This is a genomic window from Sphingomonas kyeonggiensis, assembly GCF_014204495.1.
Lineage (GTDB): Bacteria > Pseudomonadota > Alphaproteobacteria > Sphingomonadales > Sphingomonadaceae > Sphingomonas > Sphingomonas kyeonggiensis_A.
Genome location: NZ_JACHLN010000003.1, coordinates 514,946 through 536,271, shown reverse-complemented (window position 1 = coordinate 536,271; position 21,326 = coordinate 514,946). Strand labels below are relative to the sequence as shown.

Genomic DNA, 21,326 nt, shown 5'->3' with positions numbered 1-21,326 from the left:
CGAAGGGATCAGTAGAAGCGGGGGATCGGCCCCAGCTGGGGTGTCTGGTCGGGCAGATCAACCTCGATCTCGTCGACATAGCACCAGCCCCAGCCTTCGGGCGGGTCATAGCCTTCGATGATCGGATGGCGGGTCGCGTTGAAATGGGCGCGGGCGTGGCGATGCGGGCTCTGGTCGCAGCAGCCGACATGGCCGCAGGCGCGGCACAGGCGGAGATGCACCCAGGGGCTGCCGATCTTCAGGCATTCCTCGCAGCCGCGCGCGCTGGGCGTGACTTCGTTCACGGTCATCACATGCCGGCATTCCATGGGTGCGCCCTTTCCACTGTTCGGCTCCGCCTCGCATGGAATGGGGCGGCCGGCCAATCATACGAAGATGTTGCCCGGCGGTCGCCCTCTTCCGGGTAGGCCGGGGCCACACCTTGGTTTGGGTTGGCGAGGCAGGGCACGAGGACGATCTGCGCTCCCGTCTGGCGCACCCCCTGCGCCGCGCTCCAGGAGAAACCGATGACGCTCATCATGCCCGCCCAGCGCAAGCTCGGCACACCCACCGACCTCGGCGAAAGCGCCACCCGCGACATTTCGGGCGGCCTCAAGGCGCTGCTCGCCGATGTGTTCGCGCTCTACCTCAAGACCAAGAACTTCCACTGGCACATGAGCGGCCCGAACTTCCGCGACTATCACCTGATGCTCGACGAGCAGGGCGATCAGATCTTCGCGATGACCGATGTGATCGCCGAGCGTGCCCGCAAGATCGGCGGCACCACGATCCGCTCGATCTCGGACATCGCCGGCAAGCAGCGCCTGCTCGACAACAACGAGGACTATGTCGATCCGCAGGACATGCTCGCCGAGCTGCATGGCGACAACAAGCAGCTGGTCGCCGCGCTGCGCCGCGTGCACGAGCTGTGCGACGCCTATTCGGATGTCGCCACTGCCAGCCTGATCGAAGTGTGGATCGACGAAGGCGAGCGCCGTGCCTGGTTCCTCTACGAGGCCTGCCGCACGCCCGAGATGGTGTGATCCCCGCCGCCCGCGATGGGCGGCAACCCGCAAGCCGGAATGGCCGCTGGAGACGGATTGCGCTCCGGCGGCCTTTGGTCCAGCATCGCTGGATGCGGGCAATTCTCTGCCTTGGGCTGATCGCGGCAAGCGTGCCGGCCGGACCCTCCCAGCCGGAGATGCGGGCCTATGGGCCATGGCATGTCGTGAGCATCTCCAGCATGTCCGGCGCGGGCAACGACGATGCTTCCGTGATCCTTGTCCAGGGCGACCAGCCCGATGTCATGCAAGTCAGCTGGGATCAGGGCGGCCCGGTCTGGGTCTCGATCGACATCGACAAATGCGCCGGCGAGGAGGATTTCGAGGCCTCCTATTCCGTTCCCGTCCAGGACTGGATGCGCCAGTCGCGCCGCGAGGTCCAAAGCCGCTTGCGGGGCGACATGGCCGGCTGGCTCCGGCAGGCGCGGGTGAAGTGCGGCAACGCCGCTTCGGTCAAGGCCTTCCGGCTGACGCACCTCGGCGAGGCGGCTGCCGACTTTCACGATCGGCTGCGCTATTATGCGGGCGGCGAAACGGGCCGTTAAGCGCCGGAACCGCTCAGAGCGGCTTGCCGTCCTTATCGAGTATCTCCATCCGATAGGAGCAGCCATAGAGCGTCTTGCCCGGATGGCTGGTCGCGTTGGAGATGCTGCGCGCCACGGTCATGCGGCTGCCGAAGGACTCCGCGTCCGCCGCGGGCTCGGTCTTCTCCGCGACGATCTTCTCGCCCAGGAACTTGCGGAACTTCATCCCAGCCGCGACCTCGGCATAGCTCTTGCCGCTCGAGCGGGCGAGATCGGCGATCATCGGATCGGGGTCCATCGCGTTGGGCACGCCCAGGCCGCGCGCGACTTCCGCCGGATCGGCGACGTCGAGGATCGCCAGCATCGCATTGGCGGAGAAGGCGATCCGGGTAGTGCGGTAGCCGCCGGCCACGGTGATCGGCTGCGACAGCTCATATTCGCTGAGGAAGGGATTGGCGGAATCGATCTTCTTCCACCCCCGCGCCTGGCCGATGCCGTCCGCTTCGCTCACCGACAGGGCGAAGCCGGTATAGTCCGGCACCGACAGCCGGCACTCGATCGCGTCGACTTCGCTGATCCGCGAAGGGTCCGGCGCATTCTGGTGCGGCGCGGCGATCGGGGCGAGGGCGACAAGCGCGAGCAAGCGGTACATGCCGCCGGCATAGCAGCGATCATGGCGCCGGATAAGCAAAAGGGCCCGTCCCGCAGGACGAGCCCTTCCACGTGCAGGCCGGGAGCTCAGGCCTTCACGAATGCCAGCAGATCGGCGTTGATCACATCGCCGTGCGTGGTCAGCATGCCGTGCGGATAGCCTGCATAGATCTTGAGCTCGGCGTTCGGGATCAGCTTTGCCTGAAGCTCGGCCGCTTCCTTGTAGGGCACGACCTGGTCGTCATCGCCCTGCAGCACCAGCGTCGGTACGGTGATCGCCTTGAGGTCCTCGGTCTGGTCGGTCTCGGAGAAGGCCTTGATGCCGAGATAATGGGCCTGCGCGCTGCCCATCATACCCTGGCGCCACCAGTTGCGGATCACGCCTTCCGAGACTTCCGCGCCCGGGCGGTTGAAGCCGTAGAAGGGACCCGAGGCGAAATCGAGGAAGAACTGGGCGCGGTTGGCGGCCAGGCCCGCGCGGATCCCGTCGAACACTTCGATCGGCAGGCCGTTCGGATAGGCTTCGGTCTTGAGCATGATCGGCGGCACGGCGCTGACCAGCACGGCCTTGGCGACGCGGCCCTGGGGCTGGCCGTAGCGGGCGACATAGGCCGCGACTTCGCCACCGCCGGTCGAATGGCCGATATGCACGGCGTTACGCAGGTCGAGATGTTCGGCGACGGCCGAGGCGTCGGCGGCATAATGCGCCATGTCATGGCCTTCGCTCACCTGGGCCGAACGGCCATGGCCGCGGCGATCATGCGCGACGACGCGGAAGCCGTTGTTCAGGAAGAACAGCATCTGGCCGTCCCAGTCGTCCGACGACAGCGGCCAGCCATGGTGGAAGACGATCGGCTGGGCATCCTTGGGCCCCCAGTCCTTGTAGAAGATCTCGGTGCCGTCCTGGGTGGTGATCGTAGCCATGTCGAATACTCCAGCGTCTTGGTTGAGGGCGGCCGGAGCGGGGGAACCCCGGCTGCTGGGATCGATATCGGGCACCCGATTTGTGACCGCCATCATACAGGAGTTTGGGGCGTGCGACCGGCGGATACGAAAGCGCGCCGGAAGCCCATGGGCCGCCGGCGCGCCGTGCGTTCCGCCTGTGCGTCAGGTCACTGGCGCTGGCGGCAATTGTCCTCGCGGCCCGGCTTGCAAGCCGGATAGGCCTTGAGCGGCGCCGGCGCCGGATAGGCCTGGCTGGGGGTGAGTGTCTGCGGCACGAACACCACCTGGGTCGTCGGAGTAACCGGACCGGAGAAGGACGAACTGGCCGGCTGGTAGCCGCCCGGGGTCTCCTCGGCGCGGAAGCCGCTGGCGTCGGTGAAGATGCGGGCATCCTGGGGGACGTCCTGCGCCTGGGCAATGCCGGTTCCGAAGGCGATCAGGGCGGCGGCGATCATCATCTTCTTCATGAGTCATCTCCTTGCGTCGGGGGGTAGTGGCAGGAGCGAAGATAAGGGGGCGGCAGCCCGGGGGTCAGAATACAAAGGTTTGCATAAACCTTGGTATCGCAAGGGCTTCCGGCGTGCCTGCAGCCGTGGCGGGTCATACATGGGTAGGGGTGGGCGCGGCGGCCTGATGCCCCAATTCCCCGGTTCCGGTCGCGCGCGATGCGCGGCCGTTTCGCAGGAGGAAAGACCATGGCCGCATCCCGGCACGTACGTTCGCTGCTCCACGCCGAGCCCGTCTATCAGGGCGAACTCGGCTCGGTGCGCAGGATCACCGCGGACGAGTTTCCGATGCTCCGCCGCATGGCGATCAAGCGGCTGGTGCTCGCCCCCGGCGCGATCCGCGAGCCGCACTGGCACGCCAATGCCGATGAGCTGGCCTATTGCCTGTCGGGCGAGCTGCTCGTCTCGGTGCTCGACACCGCCGATGTCTTCGGCCGCTTCACCATCTCCGCCGGCGAGATGTTCCACATCGCCACCGGCTCGCTCCACACGATCGAGAATGTCGGCGACAGCGACGCCGAGCTGATCATCCTGTTCAGCAACGAGCGGCCCGAGGATTTCACGCTCCAGGCCGCGTTCGGCGCGATGAGCGATGCGGTGCTCGGCAATACCTTCACCCTGCCGGCCGGGGATTTCGCGCCGATCCGCCGCGATACGTCGAGCGCGCGCTATCTGGTGAAGCGCAGCGGCCCGGCCGAAGTGCCAGCATCGGCCGCCTTTCCCGATCCGCACAAGTTCAGCATCGCCGGGCAGACGCCGCCGATCGACTTCCCCTATGGCACTGCCCAGCTCGCTCGCGCGCAGTTCTGGCCGGCGCTGCGGCACCTCTCGATGTACTCGATCGACGTGCGCGAGAACGGCATGCGCGAGCCGCACTGGCATCCCGATACGGCGGAGATGGGCTATGTCCACAAGGGCCGCGCCCGCATGTCGATCCTCGATCCGGACGGCAGCGTCGACACCTATCTGCTCGAGCCGGGCGATACCTATTTCATCCCGCGCTCCTATCCGCACCAGATCGAGGTGCTGAGCGAGGAGGATATCCATTTCCTGGTGTTCTTCGACCAGCCGATGCCCGAGGATGTCGGCTATCGCGCGGCGACGTCATCCTTCTCGAAGGAAGTGCTGGCGGCGACCTTCGGCGTCGCGCCGGATGCGGTGCCGCCGCTGCCGCTGACCCCGGTCGATCCGCTGATCGTACCGCGGGTCAATGATCTCGATCCGGTGAAGTGAGGTTCGGGGCGGGGGCAGCAATGTCCTCGCCCTTATCGCCGGGGCGACGCTATCCGACTTAAGCCGCGCCCTCGATCGCATCCAGCAGCAGGTCCGGATCGATCGGCTTGGTGAGGAACGCCCGGGCGCCGGCGCCGAGCGCCTGGGCCTGCGAGGCGGGGGTGGGGAAGGCAGTCATCACGATCATCGCGCAATCGCAGCCCAGCCGGCCGATTTCGGCCTGCAGCTCGAGCCCGGTCATCCCCGGCATGTGCAGATCGGTGACGATCCAGTCGAAGCGCGCGGGATCGCCCGCGAGCAGCGCCTCGGCGCTGTCGAACAATTCGCTGGCAAGGCCCGCCGAGCGCAGCAGGCTGTTCAGGCTTCCCCGGATGCCGGGGTCGTCATCGACGATCGCGACGCGTGGGGAGGGAGGCAATTCGGTCACTCTGGTTACTCGGATAGCGATCTAGACTACCCATTTGGGCTAGTCGGCCCGCGGGCACCATCATACTCAGATGTTAAACCGGTGCGCGCTCTCGTCGCGCACGCCGAGCTGCTCGGCCATGCGCACCAGGTCGGCGAGCGACTGGGCTTCCATCTTGCGCATCACATTGCCGCGGTGGATCTTCACGGTGATCTCCGAAAGCTCCATCTTCGCCGCGACCTGCTTGTTCATCAGCCCGGCGACGACCAGCCCCAGCACCTCGCGTTCGCGGGGCGTGAGCCGGGCATAGCATTCGTTGAGCCTGGCATCGCTCTCGGCGCCCGCCTGGCGCGCGCGGTCGCGCTCCAGCGCGGTGGCCACGGCGGCGAGCATCTGCTCGTCGCTGAACGGCTTGGGCAGGAAGTCGACCGCGCCCATCTTCATGCCGCGCACCGTCATCGGGATGTCGCCATGCCCGGTGATCAGGATGACCGGGATGCCCATGCCCTGCGCCGCCAGCGTCTCCTGGAAGTCGAGCCCGTTGATCCCCGGCAGGCGCACGTCGAGCACCAGGCAGGCCGGGCCCTTGGGCAGGCCGGCCTTCAGGAACGCATCGGGGCTGTCATGCAGCGCCACCGCCAGCCCGGCCGAGCGGAACAGGCTGCCCAGCGACCCGCGGATCCCGTCATCGTCATCGACCACGCACACGCAGCCACCGTCGAACATCTCACTCATGCCGCACTCTCCATCGCGCCCGCCACCGGCAGGCGGAAGCTGAACACCGCGCCCCCATCGGGGTGATTTTCCGCGCCCAGCGTACCGCCATGGCTCTCGATGATCGAGCGGCAGATCGACAGGCCCATGCCCATGCCTTCGGACTTGGTGGTGAAGAAGGGGCTGAACAGGCTCTCCGGCTCCACCGCGATACCGCCGCCGCTGTCGCGGACATGCACCGCGACGCTGTCCGGCTCGGCCACCACCTCGACGCACATCACCCGGGCGCCCGGCGCCACCTGCGCCATCGCCTGTTCGGCGTTGAGCATCAGGTTCATCAGCACCTGCTGCATCTGTACCCGGTCGCCAACCAGCGGCGGCAAACCCTCGGGCATCGTCACCTCGACCGTGACGTCATGCGTGTTGAGGTCGCGGCGCAGCAGCTCGATCGTCTCGTCGACCAGCGAGGCGAGGTCGATCGCGTCCTGGCGCGGATCGGCACGCCTGGCGAGCGCGCGGATACGGGCGATCACGTCCGCCGCGCGCGTGCCGTTCGAGACGACATGGTCCAGGCAATCCGAAACCTCGGCCGCGTCCGGCGCCTCGCGCGCCAGCCAGCGCTTGCCCGACTTGGCATAGGTGATCAGCGCCGAGAGCGGCTGGTTCACTTCATGCGCGATCGACGCGGCGAGCTGGCCGAGCGTGGTGATCCGCGAGACATGGGTAAGCTGTGCCTGTGCCTGCGCGAGCCGCACATTGGTCTGGTTCCGCTCGGTCACGTCCAGGCCCATGATCAGCACCTGCCGCCATTCCTTCTGCTGGGGCGGGATGGTCACGCGCAGCAGCACGTCGACCGGTTCGCCCCTGGCGTCGATGAAGCGGGTCTCCTCCTCGATCGTGGTCTCGCCGGCGATCATCGCCTGGAGGATGCGGCCCAGCGTTGCCTCGGCGGCCGGCGTGTGGAAGCGGACCAGCGTGCCGCCGACCAGCTCCTCGCGCCGCTCCAGGCCGAACAGCGCGGCCGCGGCGTGGTTGGCGTCGCAGATCGTCGCGGTGCGCGCGGCGATATCGATCGCCTCGGCATCGGGCGCCTGCTTGCCGCGCAGCAGCCTGAACGCCTCGGACCAGTCGCCTTCCCAGATCGGAAAGCCGGCCGCGTTGAAGATCGCCCGGTAGCGCCGGTCGGCAATGCGGCGATGCTCGGCCGCGGCCATGTGGCGCACCGAAAGCAGCGTGGTCACCCCGATCGCGACCAGCGCGACCGACAGCCGCACCGCCGCCGATCCCAGCGCCTCATGGTCATGGCTGATGAAATAGCCTGCGATCGCCAGCAGTGCGCAGACGAAGCCGGCGGTTAGCGTCAGCCCGCGCGCATTAGCCCGCGTCGTCAGCAGCACGACGATCGTGTAGAGCACGGCCACCGCACCCTGCAGCGGGCTCAGCACGTCGAGCGCGAAGATGCCCAGTGCCAGCGCGACCGTCGCCACGCCCTGCACCTGCGCGGCCAGCCTGCGCTTCTTCTCGGCTTCGTGCGCCATCTCACCCTCATGCAATGGTCCGTCGGAATCGGACCAATACAGCAGGCCTAGCGCTTCACGAATGGGTCGCAACATGGGGTTCAGCGGCCACCCACAAAGAGTAGGAAGCGGGTACCCGGTTGAGCGTCGCGATAGCTGCCCTCGGCGCCCAGCCGCGCGGCCATCAGCTCGATCAGCCGGCTGCCGAAGCCGCTGCCCTGGATCACTTCGGCGACCCGGCCCCGGCCGCGATCGGAGACTTCGATCATGTAGCCGCCCAGCGGCAGGTTGCGCAGCATCACCCGCACATTGCCGGGCGCACCCGGGGCATAGGCATATTTGAAGGCGTTGGTGACCAGTTCGGAGACGATGATGCCGATCGCGGTCGCATCCTCCGAACGGACGGAGACCGTCGCCGCATCGACCAGCACCGGCCGTCCGGTCGCGCCGGCCTGCAGATCGGCGGCCAGGCTCTCCAGATAGGCGCGCAGGTCTACGCTGGTGCTCTCATGCGCCTGGTAGAGCTGGCGGTGGACGCTGGCGACGGCGGCGATGCGCCGCTGGGTCACGTCGAGCGCGGCCTGTGCCACCGGATCGGCGATCCCGCGTGCCTCGACCGAGACCATTGCCGAGAGCAGCTGCAGGCTGTTGGCGATGCGGTGGTTCATCTCGTCGGCATCGCTCACCCGCGTGGCGGGCAGGATTTCGATCGTCGTGCCGGTATCGGCAACGGTGTTCGCCATGTCGAGCATCGGGGCCGTCCTTCCTCGGGAACTTCTGTCGGCAGAAATCCCGCATCGGGCGGTCCGGGGGTATCATACGCTGGTTTAGGGTGAGGGCGGACAAGGGTGTCGGGAGGGCGAACGGATATTCGCCCTCCCGATGGGGCAGATAGTTACGGCGCCGGCGTCCAGCCGACATTGCCGTTCCACTGGGCGAACACCTTGGCGCGGGTGTTGAGGCCGGTCAGGTTGGCGGTGCTGCTGCCATAGGTGGTGTTGCGCCCGGTCATCGACAGCGCCGTGCCGGTCGGCGTCAGCGAGCCGCTCTCACGCCAGCCCTCGGTCGCGCTCGGCAGCAGGTTCGGGATCGGGTTGATCCACCAGCCGGCGGCGGCGACGTGGCTGTCCATCTTCACGCCGATGAACGCCAGGTTGTCGCAATATTGCGTGGCGTTGCTCGCCGATGCGCCCAGCACCTGCATCGTGGTGCAGTATCCGCCCGCCTGGTTCACGCCGCCCGAGCGCGCCAGATAGGTCGATCCGCTCGGCACGCCATTGGCATAGGTCAGCGATCCGCCCAGCACGACGAAGCCCGGATAGCCCTTGGCCGAGCGCGCCTGGAAGATATAGCCGCCCGAAGTCGGCGCGGAGGGGTCGGCGACCGTCCGCAGTTCCGAATTCTCGATCGCCATCGCGAAGGGATAGCCCCAGATGAAGTCGACGTCGCCGGCGATCAGGCTGTTGTAGATCCACACCCAGCCCTTCATCTGCAGCGTGTCCTGCGTGCCGATGAAGTTCATGTCGGTGCCGATGAAGCGCGATCCGTTGAGGTTGGCGGAGTTGTAGTAGATCACCTCCGCCTGGCTGTTCTGCGTCGCATCCTTCACATGTGTGTTCTGCATGGTGAAGTTGTTGACCTTGATCTGGTCTCCGCCCTCGATCAGCAGCACCGCGCGGCCGCCGCCGAGCGTCAGCCGGTTGCCCAGTGCCGTGTTGCCGCCGATATTGGTCAACGTGGTGTTCGGCGTCGCGCGGCTGCCGCCCACGCCGGGGTTGAACGCTTCCCAATTGTTGTTCTGGACGACGGTGCCCGCGCGGCTTTCGCCGTTGATCGTCAGGTTGTTGACGTTGCGGAGGAACAGCTGCTCGTCATAGGTGCCGTTCTTGATCGTGATCGTCTTGGCCGCGGTGTTGCCGGCCCCGCACGATGCGCAGCCCACCGTCATCATGTAGTTGAGCGCGCCCTGCACCGAACGGAAATCGGCCGCGCCGTCATCGTCCACGGTCACCGCGGTGGTCGAGGTCGGCGCCGCCTTGGTCTTGAACGTCCAGCCGGTCGTGCCGCTGATGCCGGGGAAGCTGTTGAACCCGGCGATCGGGCCGTTGAACACCGACTGGTCGATCTGGACGTAATAGGACGTGTCATAGGCCAGCACATTGTCGTGCAGCTTGATCGTCGCGGTGTTCCCGCTGATCCGGATCGGGCGGTAATAGGTGAAGCGATACTGGGTCAGGGTGGAGACGCCGCCGCCGATCTTGTCGATCTCGGTATTGCCGTTGCCCAGCGCGGTCTGCGTCTCGCCGCCGGCGACAGTGACGCCGCCCGTGGTATCGATCGTGTCGACCAGCGTGCCGTCGCTCTTGTAGACGCGGATCTGGCCGCTGCCGGTCGCCACCGGCGGTCCGTTGAAGGTCAGCTTGAGCAGCGTGTCCTTATAGGCGGCGGTTTCGCCCGATGCGGGCAGCAATGCGGAAGTGATCGATACCCCAGGCGTCGGTGTCGAGGCGGGTGTCGGGGTGGGCGACACCACCGATCCGCTATCGTTACTGTTGCATCCGGCAAGGATCATGACGAGCGCAAGGCTCGCCGACGCAGCGCGCAGCTTCATATTTGCCTCTCCCCTTTGGGTCGTCAGCTTTTCCAGCTGATCGACTAACCCAGTGTTCATCTTGATACCGGTGTCAGCGATAGTCAAGGCGAAGATTTGCGCGTGTAACTTGGATCAAGTTACTGAGATCAATTGCAAATATGAGTCCCGCTCTTCGTGGCAATGCGGCTCCGGTCCGAGACTCGCCGGTATGGGCTCTATGCCACCGGTATCCCTTCGGCAGCTTTCGAACCGGATCTGTGCGTATTATCTTGCTAACACACAGAGGTTCATGCACAACCTGCCGTCACGGTGCCAGCCAGGTGCCGGAAGGGGGATCAGAGTGTCCACAAGCGAACTCAGCGGGATGCCCGCGCTGGAATTGCGCGCGCTCGGCAAGACCTATGGCCGCGGGGCCGGGGCCAAGCGCGCGGTCGATGATGTGTCGCTCACCGTGCGCGGTGGCGAAGTCTATGGCTTTCTCGGCCCGAACGGCGCCGGCAAGAGCACCACGATCCGCATGGCGCTGGGGCTGATCCGCCCGAGCGACGGCGAGGTCTCGCTGTTCGGCCGCCCGGTCTCGGACCGCGCGGCGCTGCGCCGGGTCGGCTCGCTGGTCGATGGCGGCACCTTCTATCCCTTCCTCTCCGGCCGCGACAATCTGCGCGTCCTCGCCCGCACCCAGGGGCATGACGGGCGCACGTATCGACGCGGTGCTCGAGCGGGTCGAGCTCAGCCGCGACGCGAAGCGCAAGGTGAAGGGCTATTCCACCGGCATGAAGCAGCGCCTCGGCGTTGCCGCCGCGCTGCTCGACGACCCCGACCTGGTGATCCTCGACGAGCCGGCCAACGGCCTCGATGCCGCCGGCATCCAGGACATGCGCACCCTGCTGCGCGGCCTGGCGGCGGAGGGCAAGGCGGTGTTCCTCTCCAGCCATCTCCTCCACGAAGTCGAGCAGATCTGCGACCGGGTGGCGGTGGTCCACAAGGGCAGGCTGCTGCGCGAGGCGACGATCCGCGAACTGCTCGACCAGGGCGAGGCGCTGCGCGTCGAGGCCGAGCCGCTCGACAAGGCAGCGGCCGCGCTCGAAGGCAGCTGGCCGTGCGAGATCGCCGATGGCGGGCTCACCGTCCAGGCCGGCCGCGCCGAGACGCCGGCGATCGTCCGCAAGCTGGTCGAGGCCGGCGCCGATGTGTTCCGCGTGGGGCCTGACGAGCAGAGCCTCGAGGAAATCTTCCTGACCATGACGAGGGATTCCGATGCTTGATGCCGTCCGCGCCGAGGCGCTGAAGCTCCGCCGCCATCGGGCCACCTGGATGATGGTCTGGCTCTATCCGATCGTCACCACGCTGCTCGTGGTCGGCATCCTGATCTACGGCGCCTTCTCGGCGCACACGACCGGCGAGGAGCGCTCCGCCGCCAAGTGGATCGCCGACAGCGCGCTCTTGTGGAAGGTGCCGGGCTCCGGCCCCGGCCGCTTCCTGATCGCCGGCTTCTCGGCGGTGGTGTTCGCCGGCGAATATGGCTGGAACACCTGGAAGCTGATCATCCCGGCGCGGGCGCGCTGGCAACTGATCGCGGCGAAATGGGTGGTCGCCTTCGGCTTCGTGATGATCGCCTTCATCGCCGCCGACCTGATCCTGCTGTTCGGCGAATGGCTGGGCTCGTTCCAGGGCGACAAGATCCCGGCCGGCGTCACCCTGGGCGCTGTCGCCAAGGCGCATTGGCAGGCGGCGGGCAACGCGCTGGTGCCGATCCTCTTCACCATCGCCTTCGCCGCGCTGTTCGCGATCCTCACCCAGTCGATCCTCGCCACAGTGATCCTGTCGATCGCGATCGTGGTGATCGAGGGACTGTTCCCCTTCATCGCGCTCTGGGCGCACCAATATGCGGCGGGACTCGTCACCGCGCTCGTGAAGTTCCTGCCCTTCTACCACATGACCAATCTCGCCAACTGGGCGAAGGGCACAGGGCTTACCCTGCCGCTCGGCCCGGGCGACGTGGTCGCGTTCAACTGGGGTGCTTCGCTCTGGATCGTCACCGCCTGGATCCTCGCGGCGGGTGCGCTTACCCAGTTCCGCTTCCTGCGGCAGGACCTGAACTGACGCCCAGATTTATATCCCGTCATCCCCGCGAAGGCGGGGATCCAGGGTAGTTCGGGTTGCAGAAGCAATTGAGGCCGTATATGCCGGACGCGGCAGGGCGAGCCTCGCGCGCACCGTCCTTGGCTCTGGATCCCCGCCTTCGCGGGGATGACGGGTTCAGGGGGCAAGGCCGGCGGGGCCCGTGTGTTCCCGCCGGCCCGTGGTTCAGTCGATCGTCACGCCGACCACGCGCCAGGCGCCGCCCTCGCGCTCGAGCGTGACCGTCTCCACCGCTTCGGCCTTGTTGGCGAAACTGGTGCGGAACTTGACCACCTCATAGCCATAGGGCGGGGCGGGCAAATTCTCCTGGCCGATCAGGGTGCGCGAGACGACGGCGCCGAGCGGCGTGCGCACCTTCTCCGATACCGTTCGCCAGACCGCCGCGGTGTTCAGCTTGCGGAACGCGGCGCCGGTCGCCTGGTAGCTTTCGTCCCAGCGCCCCTGGTCGCCGAGGACAAGGAACTGCCGCGCCGTGTCGACCACCTCGGGGTTGGGCGCGACCTGCGAAGCCGCGTGCGTCGTGGTAGGGGCGGAGGGGAGCAGGGCCAGCGCCAGCAGGCCAAGGGCAAAGGTCATGAGAAGCACTCCAGGAATGATCCAGGGCCGGCGATATGCCCGCCCGGCGCCGTCGACCGGCGTGGCTTCCTGATCGATCCCGGCCCCCGCCGGGTCTTCCCCGATTCCCGTGTCCCCGAACAATTCGGGGCCGCCTTCGGCTGCCAGCAACAGCCGCGCCGCCTCTCGGCTGCTCGACACCGCCATCTTGCGCCGCGCATCGCGCAGCCGCTCGTTGATCGTGTGGACGGAGAGGTCCAGGCTGCGCGCGATCGACTTGGCGTCATGCCCGCGGACGATCAGGCGCAGCGTCTGCTTCTCCTTCTCGGTCAGCGCCCAGCCCGCTTCTGTCACCCGCATGTCCATAGCTGCCAGGGCCTAGGTCAGCCGCAATGCCGCAGCCACCCCAAAAAATTCGTACTCCCGGCCGGTAGTCCGCTGGCTTGGTCGCATGGCTTCGGTTCCCGGTCGCAAAGCGGTCGCGGTCGCGCGCGTGTCCTCGAGAAATTTGTGGCTCTGGCGGCGCTTAGGCGTCAACAAGCGGCAGGAGAGGTGTATATGCGTGACAAGCGCACAGGTCCTCGCGTGCCTATCGGTGGAGCTTCGTCATGAGCCACAACAATCTTCCGTCCGCTCCGCGCTTTCCGACCCGCTTTTCGCGCCGTCGCGCGCTGGCGATGCTGTCGTCCACCGCAGTGGTCGCAGCCTGCAGCAGCGGCGGCGGCGGCGGTTCACCCGCCCCGTCGCCCACGCCGACTCCGACGCCCACCGCCACGCCCACCCCGGTCTCCGGCCCCGCCTGGTTCGGCTATGGTCGCAATGCCCAGCACACTGCCGTGAGCGCGATCGCCACCCAGGATCTCGGCCGCATCGCCTGGACCACTCCGATGGACCTGGCGCCGCAATATACCGCCTCGGGCGCGCTGCTCACCCATTATGGCTCGCCGGTCGTCACCACCAACAATACGATCGTCCTCCCGGTGAAGACCGCCGCCACCGGCAGCTACCGGATCGAGGGCCGGTCCGGCGCGACCGGTACGCTCCTCTGGTCGGCGACCACCGACTATGTCACGCCGCCGCGCAACTGGCTGCCGCCCTATAATCTGCTCCTAACCGCGCAGGGCCGCCTCTATGCACCGGGCGCCGGCGGCAAGCTGCTGATGCGCGCCGACGCGGACGCCACCACCGGCACGCTCGCGACGCAGATCTTCTATGGCGCGGCCGCCTATAACGCCAATCCGGCTGCCTATGACGGCACGGTCTTCATCAACACTCCGATCACCGCCGATGCGCTGGGCAACCTGTTCTTCGGCTTCGTCGTCACTGGCGCCAACCCGGCCGGGCTGGTCAGCGGCGTGGCGCGGGTCGCGGCCGACGGCACCGGCAGCTGGGTCGGCGTCGCCACGGCGGCGGGCGACACGTCGATCGTCAAGCCCGCGATGAACTGCGCGCCGGCGCTCTCGAATGACGGCGCCACCGTCTATATCGCGGTCAATCGCGGATCGACGACCGCGACCCAGACCGGCTTCCTGCTCGCGCTCGACAGCACCACGCTCGCCACCCGGGGCAAGGCCGCGCTGATCGATCCCAGTGCGCTCACGCCCGCGCGGATCAGCGACGACGGCACGGCTTCGCCCGTGGTCGGGCCGGATGGCCGGGTGTTCTACGGCGTGCTCGAAAGCCAGTTCGGCACGCACAATGCGCGCGGCTGGCTGCTCCAGTTCGACGCCTTGCTCAATCCGGTGGGCGTGCCGGGCAGCTTCGGCTGGGATGTGTCGCCCAGCGTGATTCCGGCGACGATGGTGCCGTCCTACACCGGCATCTCCACCTATCTGCTCGCGCAGAAGTACAACAACTATGCCGGGGTAGGGACCGGCGACGGGCTCAACCGGATCGCCGTGCTCGATCCCAGGACAAGCCAGGCCGATACGATCCTGCCCGCGATCCAGGTGATGCGCGAGGTGATCACCATCGTCGGCCCGACGCGGGACGGCACCACGGCCAATTCGCGGCGCGAATGGTGCATCAACACGATGCTCGCCGATCCGCTGCGCGGCTCGATCCTCGCCAATAACGAGGACGGCATCCTCTATCGCTGGGACCTGGCGACCAACACGCTGTCGCAGAACATCCGCCTCAACACCGGGCTCGGTCAGGCCTATACGCCGACCCTGGCGGGCGCGGACGGCGCGGTCTACGCGATCAGCAACGCCACGCTATACGCGATCCGCGCCTAGGGCCGGATCGCCCCACCTTCTTGTCCCCCGGCGAAGGCCGGGGCCCAGTTTCGGCGCAGCTGGTTGGGGTGGTCTAACCTCTCGGGCGACATTGCAACTGGCCCCGGCCTTCGCCGGGGATCAGGGAAGGTTTGCAGGAAGCATTTCGCCCTCACCGCCGGAACGGATCGCTGAACTTCGGATCGGTCGTCAGCTTCGGGTCGCTCAGCGTCATCAGGAAGGCGACCAGCGCCGCGCGGTCCTGCGCGCTCAGGTTCAGCCGTTGCGGTGTCTTGCCCCGGCGCAGGCGGGGATCGAGCGCGGGCCCGTCCTGTATGCCATGGTCGTAGAAGTCGATCACCTCGGCCAGCGTGGCGAAGCGGCCGTCATGCATATAGGGGCCGGCCAGGGCGACATTGCGTAGCGACGGCGCCTTGAACAGCCGCGTCTCGCCGGCGTCGAGCCCGTTGCTGTGCGCGTCCGCCGACAGCGCGAAGGTCGGCGGCAGATGGCAGGCGGAACAACCCGCGCCGCCCCGGCTCGCATCGGCCATGAACAGATGCCGTCCGCGATTCTCCTGTGGCGTGAAGCCCGGCAGGTCGACATCGAGCGCGCGATCGGGCGCAGCGGCCGAGAAGACCCGGGCATAGCCCGTGTCCCACCGGCTGCTGCTCGCGATCATCGCACGGGTGAACCGGGCCAGCGCCAGCTGGATCCGCGCCTCGCTGATCGCGGGATCGCCGAACGCCCAGGCGAACAGCTCGGGATAATAGCCGATCCCGGCCATCTTCCGGGTCAGTGCGCCGAAGCCGCCCATATTCTCGCCCCAGCCCATCTCGACCAGGCTGTGGAACGGGTGGCTGGCCTGTGCCTCCACGCTCGCCGCGCGACGGTCCCAGAAGGTGGTTCCGGGCTGCCAGTAGCGCAGATTGCCCAGCCGCATCGCGTGGAAATCGGTGGTGCCGGCGGTGCTGATCCCGTTGCTGAACCGCATCGCATCGGTGAAGCCGATCGCCTGCTGGTGGCAGGAAGCGCAGGAAGCGCGGTCGTTGGTGCTGAGCCGCAGGTCGTAGAACAGCACCCGGCCCAGCGTCGCCACCCGGTCGTCGTTCGCATTGGAAGCCGGGCTGTTGTCCAGCGATCGCACCGTGCCGTCGAAATAGGCGGGCAGCTTCGGCCTGGAGTAATTGGCGACCCTGGAGAAATCGATCGTGGTCCGCTCGGCGACGGCGTTCGGCGTGACGGCGCCCGGCGCCTTGCCGAGCCCTCCGCACGCCGCCAATGCCAGCGTCAACGCGCTCGCAACCAGTCCCACCATTCCCCAGCGCATCGCACCTCCTTCGCCCGACGCGACATCGTATCGCGCTTTTCCAAAGGGGGCGATGGCTTTCCCCGCCCGAGTTCAGGGGAGGCTGAACGACGGGATCCGGTTCGCCGGCATGATTGCACCCAGCCGGAGCGTATCGCTTATCGCACTGCCGCCGCGACCGGCGCCTTGCCCGTGGCGGCGGCCACTTCGCGCTCGGCCTGGGTGAAGCCATAGGCGGGAACGATCTCGCCGGTCCGGTCGGTCACCTCCGCCCAGCCGGCGACCACCTGCTCGCCGGCATCGACGGCGCGGCCCAGCTGGATGCCGTCGGTCAGCGTGACATGCGCGGCGGCGAAATGCCCGGCGCCGGCGCACAGGATCGCGCGGGTGGGGGCGTCCTCGCCGACCAGCGCGAGCAGGCCGGGGCTGACCAACTCGGGCGCCAGCATCTCAAGGCTCTTCGCCGAGAGCACGCCCTCGGTCATGCCCGTCGCGGCGGTAGGGGCCAGGCTGTTGACCCGGATGCCGTATTTCTCGCCTTCGATCGCCAGCGTCTGCATCAGGCCCACGAGCGCGAGCTTGGCGGCGCCGTAATTCGCCTGGCCGAAATTGCCGTACAGGCCGGAGGAGGACGTGGTCATCACGATCCGCCCGTAATTCTGCGCGCGCATCGTTTCCCACACTGCCTTGCAGCAGATCGCCGCGCCGATCAGATGGACGTCCACCACCAGGCGGAAATCGTCGATGCTCATCTTGGCGAAGCTCTTGTCGCGCAGGATGCCGGCATTGTTGACCAGGATGTCGACCCTGCCGAACCGCTCGACGGTCTCGGCGACCATCGTCGCGACGCGCAGCTCGTCGGTCACCGATGCGGCGAAGGCGATTGCCTCGCCCCCGGCCGCGCGGATCTCGGCGGCAACGGCGTCGGCGGCGGGCTGGGATAGGTCGTTGACGACGATCTTCGCGCCCCGGCTCGCCAGGTACAGCGCATGCGCACGCCCCAGTCCCCCGCCCGAACCCGTTACAATTGCTACACGACCCGCCAGCGACATCCCGCTCTCCGTTCTGATTTGACGGAGGGCTTCGTAGCGTTGCAATCATTCACTAGCAAGAGAGCGAGTTTGCGGAGTTATTTCCCGCGCTTGCAGATCTCGAGGAAGCCGGCGGCCATGAACGATGCCATCCGCTCCTTCACCGCGGCGAAGTCGTCCGAATGGCACAGGCCGTGCGAGAGCTTGTCGATGCGGCCGGTGCGGGCGAGGGTGAGCATCAGCGCGCCGGTGACGAAGTGATAGCCCCAGAAGATGTCCTCCTCGGCGCAGTCGGGCAGGGCCTGTTTGAGCAGCCCGATCAGGCGGAGCACCACCGGGTCGAAATGCGCGTCCATCAGGTCGGCGCCCCAGGCCGGGGTGTTGGCCACCTGCGCGCCGAGCTTGGCGTAGTTCTTCCAGCCCTCGCCACCCTCGATATAGGTGTCGAGATCGGTATCGAGGAACGCCCGCAGCGCACCCTCGACGGTCGGCTTGCCCTTGGCTTCCGCCTCATAGGCATCGAGCGCCTGCATCCGCCGCTCGCTGGTGACGACGGCGCGCCGGGCGAAGACGGCATCGAACAGCGCCTTCTTGTCGTCGAAATAGTAATTGAGCAGCGTGTGGTGGACGCCGACCTTCTTGGCGACGTCCTTCAGCGTGACGCCATAGAGCCCGTGCTGCGAGAACAGCTCCTCGGCAGCGTCGTAGATCTGCTCCATCGTCTCGGCGCGCTGCTCGGCCTTGCGCGAGCGGCGAACGGGCTTGGCTGTCTCGGTCACCTCCCGTCCATCCGGTCTGGCGCGGCCATCGTCAAGCCCATGCGCAGATATTCACACGCGTGATAGTGTGTGTTGACAGCGTCGCGGCCTTGCCCGCATGATGCGGGAAAGGCGGAGAAAACCGCCACGGGAGAGAGACGCGTGGAAACTCAGGCAGGTGGCAGCCGCCGCTGGATCGTGCTCGTCACGCTCACTTTCGTCTATGTGCTCAATTTCCTCGACCGCCAGCTGCTCGGCATCCTCGCCAAGCCGATCCAGGACTCGCTCCACGTCACCGACAGCCAGCTCGGCCTGATCGGCGGGCTCTATTTCGCGATGTTCTACTGCTTCATCGCGATCCCCGTCGGCTGGCTGGCCGACCGCACCAGCCGCGTCACCATCCTCTCGCTCGCCTGTGCGATCTGGAGCGGCGCGACGATCGCCTGCGGGCTCGCCACCAGCTATACCCAGCTCGTCATCGCCCGGATGACCGTCGGCTTCGGCGAGGCGGGCGGGGTGCCCCCGTCCTACGCCATCATCACCGACACCTTCCGGCCCGGCGAGCGCGGCACCGCCTTCGGCATCTTCAACCTGGGGCCGCCGATCGGCGCGGCGCTCGGCATCGCGTTCGGCGCCTCGATCGCGGCGCTGCTCGACTGGCGGATCGCCTTCATCGCGATCGGCGCGATCGGCGTGGTCACCGCGATCCTCGTGCCGATCCTCGTGCGCGAGCCGAAGCGCGGCGCCACCGACCTCAACCCCGTCGCCACGCCCCCCGCCGCCAAGGCGCCCTTCTGGGGCACTTGCGCGATGTTCTTCCGTCACCCGGTGCTGATGCTCGCCGCGCTCGGAAGCGGCGCGACCCAGTTCGTCACCTATGGCCTCGGCCAGTTCGCGGTGCTGTTCCTGATCCGCGAAAAGGGCATGACCCTGCCCGAGATCGCGATCTGGTACGCGCTGGTCGTCGGTATCGGGATGAGCGCCGCGATGCTGATCTCGGGCCGCATCATCGACCGGCTGAGCCGCCGCGGCCGCATCGTCTATGCGCTCGGCCCGGCGATCTCGCTCGCCATCGCCATGCCCTTCTACGTGGCATTCGTCTGGGCCCCCGCCTGGCCGCTCGCGCTGCTGCTGCTGACCGTCGTCAACTGCTTCAACTATTTCTACCTCTCCGCCTCGGTCGCGCTGGTGCAGGAAGAGGTCCGCCCCGACCAGCGCGTGCTCTCCGGCGCGCTGCTGCTGCTGGTGATGAACTTCATCGGCCTCGGCCTCGGCCCGACCTGGGTCGGCGCCGCCAGCGACTGGTTCAAGGCGCATGGCTGGGACCACGGCCTCCAGCTCGCCCTCTACACCCTCTCGCCCTTCTACCTGATCGCGATCGCGCTCTTCCTCACGCTCGCCCGCGTCCTGCGCGCCGAGCAAGCCGCAAAGGTGCCCGCATGAAGCCGTTCCGCCACGCCGCCATCGCCACCGCGCTGCTGCTCTCGGGTACCGCGCTAGCGCAGGAGCCCGTCGTCAACGCGCCTTCGGGCGGCGTCAGCGGCACGCTCGAGGGGAGCATCCGCAGCTTCAAGGGCATTCCCTATGCGGTGCCCCCGGTCGGCGGCATGCGCTGGCGCCCGCCCGCGCCGATGCAGCCCTGGACCGGTATCCGCGCCGCCAGGGACTTCGGCCCCGCCTGCGTCCAACCCCAGGCCAAGGCACCGACCAACGTCTATGCCCCCGCCCAGCCGATGCCGGTCAGCGAGGACTGCCTGACGCTCAACATCTGGGCGCCGGCCAATGCGAAAAAGGCCCCCGTCTTCTTCTGGATCCATGGCGGCGCGCTGTCGGGCGGCTCCAGCCGCGAGCCGATGTATGACGGCCGCAAGCTCGCCGAGCAGGGCGTCATCGTCGTCTCGATCAACTACCGTCTCGGCGTGCTCGGCTGGCTCGCCCATCCGGCGCTCTCCGCCGAGTCCCCGCAAAAGGTCTCGGGCAATTACGGCCTGCTCGACCAGATGGCCGCGCTCGCCTGGGTGAAGCACAATATCGCGGCGTTCGGCGGCGACCCCGCCAAGGTGACGATAGCGGGCGAATCCGCCGGTGGCCTCAGCGTGATGTTCCTGATGGAATCGCCGCTCGCCCGCGGCACCTTCTCCCAGGCGATCGCCCAGAGCGCCTACATGGTCGCGATGCCCGCGCTGAAGAAACAGGCATATGGCGCGCCCTCGGCCGAGGCGGTCGGCACGATGCTCTCGGCGGGCCTCCAGGCGCCCGACCTCGCCGCGCTGCGCGGCATGGATGCCCAGGCGATCACCGATGGCGCGGCGAAGCTCGGCTTCTTCCCCTTCGGCGTGGTCGACGGGCTCGTCCTGCCGAGCCAGATGGCCGAGGCGTTCGATCAGGGCAGGCAGGCCCCGGTGCCGATACTCACCGGCTTCAACCAGGGCGAGATCCGCTCGCTCCGCGTCCTCGCCCCGAAGGCGCCGGCCACCGCCGAGGAGTATGAGAAGGCCATCCGCGAGAAGTACGGCGAATTCGCCGACGCTTTCCTCAAGCTCTATCCGGCCGCGACCTACAAGGAGAGCATCCTCGCGACCACGCGCGACACGCTCTATGGCTGGACCAGCGAGCGGCTCGCCCGCAAGCAGGCCGCGCTCGGCAAGCCGGCGTATGTCTATCTGTGGGATCACGGCTATCCGGCGATGGACGATAGGGACCTCCACGCTTTCCACGCCAGCGAGTTGCCCTATGTCTTCGGCAACCTGACCCCGCTGCCCCCACTCTGGCCGGCGATCCCCGAGAACGAGCGGCCCTTGTCCGACGCGATGCTCGGCTATTGGGCAAGCTTCACCAGGACCGGCAACCCGGGCACCGCCTGGCCCGCCTTCGGCAAGGCGCGTAACTACCTCCATATCACCGACGCCCCCCGGGCCTCGGCGGACCTGATGCCCGGCATGTACGACCATTATGAGGCGGTCGTCTGCCGCCGCCGCGCGGCCGGGATTGCCTGGAACTGGAATGTCGGCCTGGCCTCGCCCAAGCTCCCGACCAAGGCCAAGGGCTGCGATTGAGCCTCTCCAATTCCCCTCCCTGCAAGGGAGGGGCTAGGGGTGGGTTAGAAAAGGCCGGGCTCGACGCCCGGCCTTTTCTTTCCTTCGCAACGTGTCGCTGAGCTCGCTGCGCTCGCAACCCACCCCCGAC

20 protein-coding genes and 1 pseudogene are annotated in these 21,326 nt (G+C 67.4%); 8 read left to right on the top strand and 13 right to left on the bottom strand.

Annotated elements, in window-relative coordinates; genetic code table 11:
- Positions 1–8: 8 nt before the first annotated feature.
- Positions 9–290: a UBP-type zinc finger domain-containing protein gene (locus HNP52_RS16685; RefSeq protein WP_260396193.1), complete on the bottom strand. Its 282-nt coding sequence runs from the start codon at positions 288–290 to the stop codon at positions 9–11.
- Positions 291–506: 216 nt separating this feature from the next.
- Between HNP52_RS16685 and HNP52_RS16680 the strand changes: the two genes are divergently transcribed.
- Both HNP52_RS16680 and HNP52_RS16675 read left to right on the top strand, forming a co-directional pair.
- On the top strand, positions 507–1,022 hold the full coding sequence (locus tag HNP52_RS16680; RefSeq protein ID WP_184168747.1) for a Dps family protein: 516 nt from the start codon (positions 507–509) through the stop codon (positions 1,020–1,022).
- A gap of 92 nt (positions 1,023–1,114) precedes the next feature.
- A complete protein-coding gene (locus tag HNP52_RS16675) occupies positions 1,115–1,585 on the top strand; it encodes a hypothetical protein (protein ID WP_184168746.1) in 471 nt (156 codons plus the stop codon).
- A 13-nt stretch (positions 1,586–1,598) separates the two neighbouring features.
- On the opposite strand, the gene HNP52_RS16670 is transcribed toward HNP52_RS16675, so the two are convergent.
- From HNP52_RS16670 to HNP52_RS16660, 3 genes are all read right to left on the bottom strand, one after another.
- Positions 1,599–2,216, bottom strand: a complete 618-nt coding sequence (locus tag HNP52_RS16670) for a hypothetical protein (protein WP_184168745.1) — start codon at positions 2,214–2,216, stop codon at positions 1,599–1,601.
- 86 nt (positions 2,217–2,302) lie between these two features.
- Positions 2,303–3,139 (bottom strand): alpha/beta fold hydrolase, encoded by an 837-nt coding sequence (locus HNP52_RS16665; protein WP_184168744.1) that lies wholly within the window; start codon positions 3,137–3,139, stop codon positions 2,303–2,305.
- A 188-nt stretch (positions 3,140–3,327) separates the two neighbouring features.
- Positions 3,328–3,627 (bottom strand): hypothetical protein, encoded by a 300-nt coding sequence (locus HNP52_RS16660; protein ID WP_184168743.1) that lies wholly within the window; start codon positions 3,625–3,627, stop codon positions 3,328–3,330.
- Between the two features lie 228 nt (positions 3,628–3,855).
- Between HNP52_RS16660 and HNP52_RS16655 the strand changes: the two genes are divergently transcribed.
- Positions 3,856–4,899 (top strand): cupin domain-containing protein, encoded by a 1,044-nt coding sequence (locus tag HNP52_RS16655; protein WP_184168742.1) that lies wholly within the window; start codon positions 3,856–3,858, stop codon positions 4,897–4,899.
- A 58-nt stretch (positions 4,900–4,957) separates the two neighbouring features.
- Here HNP52_RS16655 and HNP52_RS16650 read toward each other — a convergent pair whose 3' ends face one another.
- The 5 genes from HNP52_RS16650 to HNP52_RS16630 form a co-directional block, all read right to left on the bottom strand.
- The gene (locus tag HNP52_RS16650) at positions 4,958–5,326 is read right to left on the bottom strand and encodes a response regulator transcription factor (protein WP_184168741.1); all 369 of its coding nucleotides are present in this window, start codon (positions 5,324–5,326) and stop codon (positions 4,958–4,960) included.
- A 66-nt stretch (positions 5,327–5,392) separates the two neighbouring features.
- Positions 5,393–6,040, bottom strand: a complete 648-nt coding sequence (locus HNP52_RS16645) for a response regulator transcription factor (RefSeq protein ID WP_311768502.1) — start codon at positions 6,038–6,040, stop codon at positions 5,393–5,395.
- A complete protein-coding gene (locus HNP52_RS16640) occupies positions 6,037–7,557 on the bottom strand; it encodes a sensor histidine kinase (RefSeq protein ID WP_184168740.1) in 1,521 nt (506 codons plus the stop codon). The genes HNP52_RS16645 and HNP52_RS16640 overlap by 4 nt, the downstream gene beginning before the upstream one ends.
- Positions 7,558–7,637: 80 nt before the next feature.
- Complete coding sequence (locus tag HNP52_RS16635) at positions 7,638–8,288, bottom strand: sensor histidine kinase (RefSeq protein ID WP_184168739.1); 651 nt, start codon at positions 8,286–8,288, stop codon at positions 7,638–7,640.
- A gap of 143 nt (positions 8,289–8,431) precedes the next feature.
- A complete protein-coding gene (locus HNP52_RS16630; protein WP_221416465.1) occupies positions 8,432–10,147 on the bottom strand; it encodes a hypothetical protein in 1,716 nt (571 codons plus the stop codon).
- 190 nt (positions 10,148–10,337) lie between these two features.
- Between HNP52_RS16630 and HNP52_RS23365 the strand changes: the two are divergent.
- Together HNP52_RS23365 and HNP52_RS16620 are read left to right on the top strand one after the other, a co-directional pair.
- A pseudogene (locus HNP52_RS23365) lies at positions 10,338–11,394 on the top strand (ABC transporter ATP-binding protein).
- On the top strand, positions 11,387–12,232 hold the full coding sequence (locus tag HNP52_RS16620; RefSeq protein ID WP_184168738.1) for an ABC transporter permease: 846 nt from the start codon (positions 11,387–11,389) through the stop codon (positions 12,230–12,232). The pseudogene HNP52_RS23365 and the gene HNP52_RS16620 overlap by 8 nt, the downstream one beginning before the upstream one ends.
- Positions 12,233–12,436: 204 nt before the next feature.
- Here HNP52_RS16620 and HNP52_RS16615 read toward each other — a convergent pair whose 3' ends face one another.
- Complete coding sequence (locus HNP52_RS16615) at positions 12,437–13,192, bottom strand: DUF4019 domain-containing protein (protein ID WP_184168737.1); 756 nt, start codon at positions 13,190–13,192, stop codon at positions 12,437–12,439.
- A 311-nt stretch (positions 13,193–13,503) separates the two neighbouring features.
- Here HNP52_RS16615 and HNP52_RS16610 point away from each other — a divergent pair, with 311 nt between their 5' ends.
- Positions 13,504–15,063, top strand: a complete 1,560-nt coding sequence (locus HNP52_RS16610) for a hypothetical protein (RefSeq protein WP_184168736.1) — start codon at positions 13,504–13,506, stop codon at positions 15,061–15,063.
- A 151-nt stretch (positions 15,064–15,214) separates the two neighbouring features.
- On the opposite strand, the gene HNP52_RS16605 is transcribed toward HNP52_RS16610, so the two are convergent.
- From HNP52_RS16605 to HNP52_RS16595, 3 genes are all read right to left on the bottom strand, one after another.
- Entirely contained in the window at positions 15,215–16,372 is a 1,158-nt protein-coding gene (locus HNP52_RS16605) for a cytochrome-c peroxidase (RefSeq protein ID WP_184168735.1), read from the bottom strand.
- A 137-nt stretch (positions 16,373–16,509) separates the two neighbouring features.
- Entirely contained in the window at positions 16,510–17,403 is an 894-nt protein-coding gene (locus HNP52_RS16600; RefSeq protein ID WP_184168734.1) for an SDR family NAD(P)-dependent oxidoreductase, read from the bottom strand.
- A gap of 77 nt (positions 17,404–17,480) precedes the next feature.
- Positions 17,481–18,161 carry a TetR/AcrR family transcriptional regulator gene (locus tag HNP52_RS16595; RefSeq protein WP_311768501.1) on the bottom strand — a complete coding sequence of 227 codons (681 nt, stop codon included), beginning with the start codon at positions 18,159–18,161 and terminating at the stop codon, positions 17,481–17,483.
- A gap of 141 nt (positions 18,162–18,302) precedes the next feature.
- Here HNP52_RS16595 and HNP52_RS16590 point away from each other — a divergent pair, with 141 nt between their 5' ends.
- Both HNP52_RS16590 and HNP52_RS16585 read left to right on the top strand, forming a co-directional pair.
- Positions 18,303–19,583: an MFS transporter gene (locus HNP52_RS16590; protein ID WP_311768500.1), complete on the top strand. Its 1,281-nt coding sequence runs from the start codon at positions 18,303–18,305 to the stop codon at positions 19,581–19,583.
- A complete protein-coding gene (locus HNP52_RS16585) occupies positions 19,580–21,196 on the top strand; it encodes a carboxylesterase/lipase family protein (RefSeq protein ID WP_184168733.1) in 1,617 nt (538 codons plus the stop codon). Before HNP52_RS16590 ends, HNP52_RS16585 begins: the two co-directional genes overlap by 4 nt.
- Positions 21,197–21,326: the final 130 nt, after the last annotated feature.

Coding starts and splice junctions, on each gene's coding strand:
- HNP52_RS16605 (WP_184168735.1), bottom strand. CDS start 16,372: ATGCGCTGGGGAATGGTGGGACTGGTTGCGAGCGCGTTGACGCTGGCA.
- HNP52_RS16645 (WP_311768502.1), bottom strand. CDS start 6,040: ATGAGTGAGATGTTCGACGGTGGCTGCGTGTGCGTGGTCGATGACGAT.
- HNP52_RS16630 (WP_221416465.1), bottom strand. CDS start 10,147: ATGAAGCTGCGCGCTGCGTCGGCGAGCCTTGCGCTCGTCATGATCCTT.
- HNP52_RS16610 (WP_184168736.1), top strand. CDS start 13,504: ATGCTGTCGTCCACCGCAGTGGTCGCAGCCTGCAGCAGCGGCGGCGGC.
- HNP52_RS16600 (WP_184168734.1), bottom strand. CDS start 17,403: ATGTCGCTGGCGGGTCGTGTAGCAATTGTAACGGGTTCGGGCGGGGGA.
- HNP52_RS16615 (WP_184168737.1), bottom strand. CDS start 13,192: ATGGACATGCGGGTGACAGAAGCGGGCTGGGCGCTGACCGAGAAGGAG.
- HNP52_RS16660 (WP_184168743.1), bottom strand. CDS start 3,627: ATGAAGAAGATGATGATCGCCGCCGCCCTGATCGCCTTCGGAACCGGC.
- HNP52_RS16670 (WP_184168745.1), bottom strand. CDS start 2,216: ATGTACCGCTTGCTCGCGCTTGTCGCCCTCGCCCCGATCGCCGCGCCG.
- HNP52_RS16640 (WP_184168740.1), bottom strand. CDS start 7,557: ATGGCGCACGAAGCCGAGAAGAAGCGCAGGCTGGCCGCGCAGGTGCAG.
- HNP52_RS16665 (WP_184168744.1), bottom strand. CDS start 3,139: ATGGCTACGATCACCACCCAGGACGGCACCGAGATCTTCTACAAGGAC.
- HNP52_RS16685 (WP_260396193.1), bottom strand. CDS start 290: ATGACCGTGAACGAAGTCACGCCCAGCGCGCGCGGCTGCGAGGAATGC.
- HNP52_RS16620 (WP_184168738.1), top strand. CDS start 11,387: ATGCTTGATGCCGTCCGCGCCGAGGCGCTGAAGCTCCGCCGCCATCGG.
- HNP52_RS16655 (WP_184168742.1), top strand. CDS start 3,856: ATGGCCGCATCCCGGCACGTACGTTCGCTGCTCCACGCCGAGCCCGTC.
- HNP52_RS16675 (WP_184168746.1), top strand. CDS start 1,115: ATGCGGGCAATTCTCTGCCTTGGGCTGATCGCGGCAAGCGTGCCGGCC.
- HNP52_RS16635 (WP_184168739.1), bottom strand. CDS start 8,288: ATGCTCGACATGGCGAACACCGTTGCCGATACCGGCACGACGATCGAA.
- HNP52_RS16585 (WP_184168733.1), top strand. CDS start 19,580: ATGAAGCCGTTCCGCCACGCCGCCATCGCCACCGCGCTGCTGCTCTCG.
- HNP52_RS16680 (WP_184168747.1), top strand. CDS start 507: ATGACGCTCATCATGCCCGCCCAGCGCAAGCTCGGCACACCCACCGAC.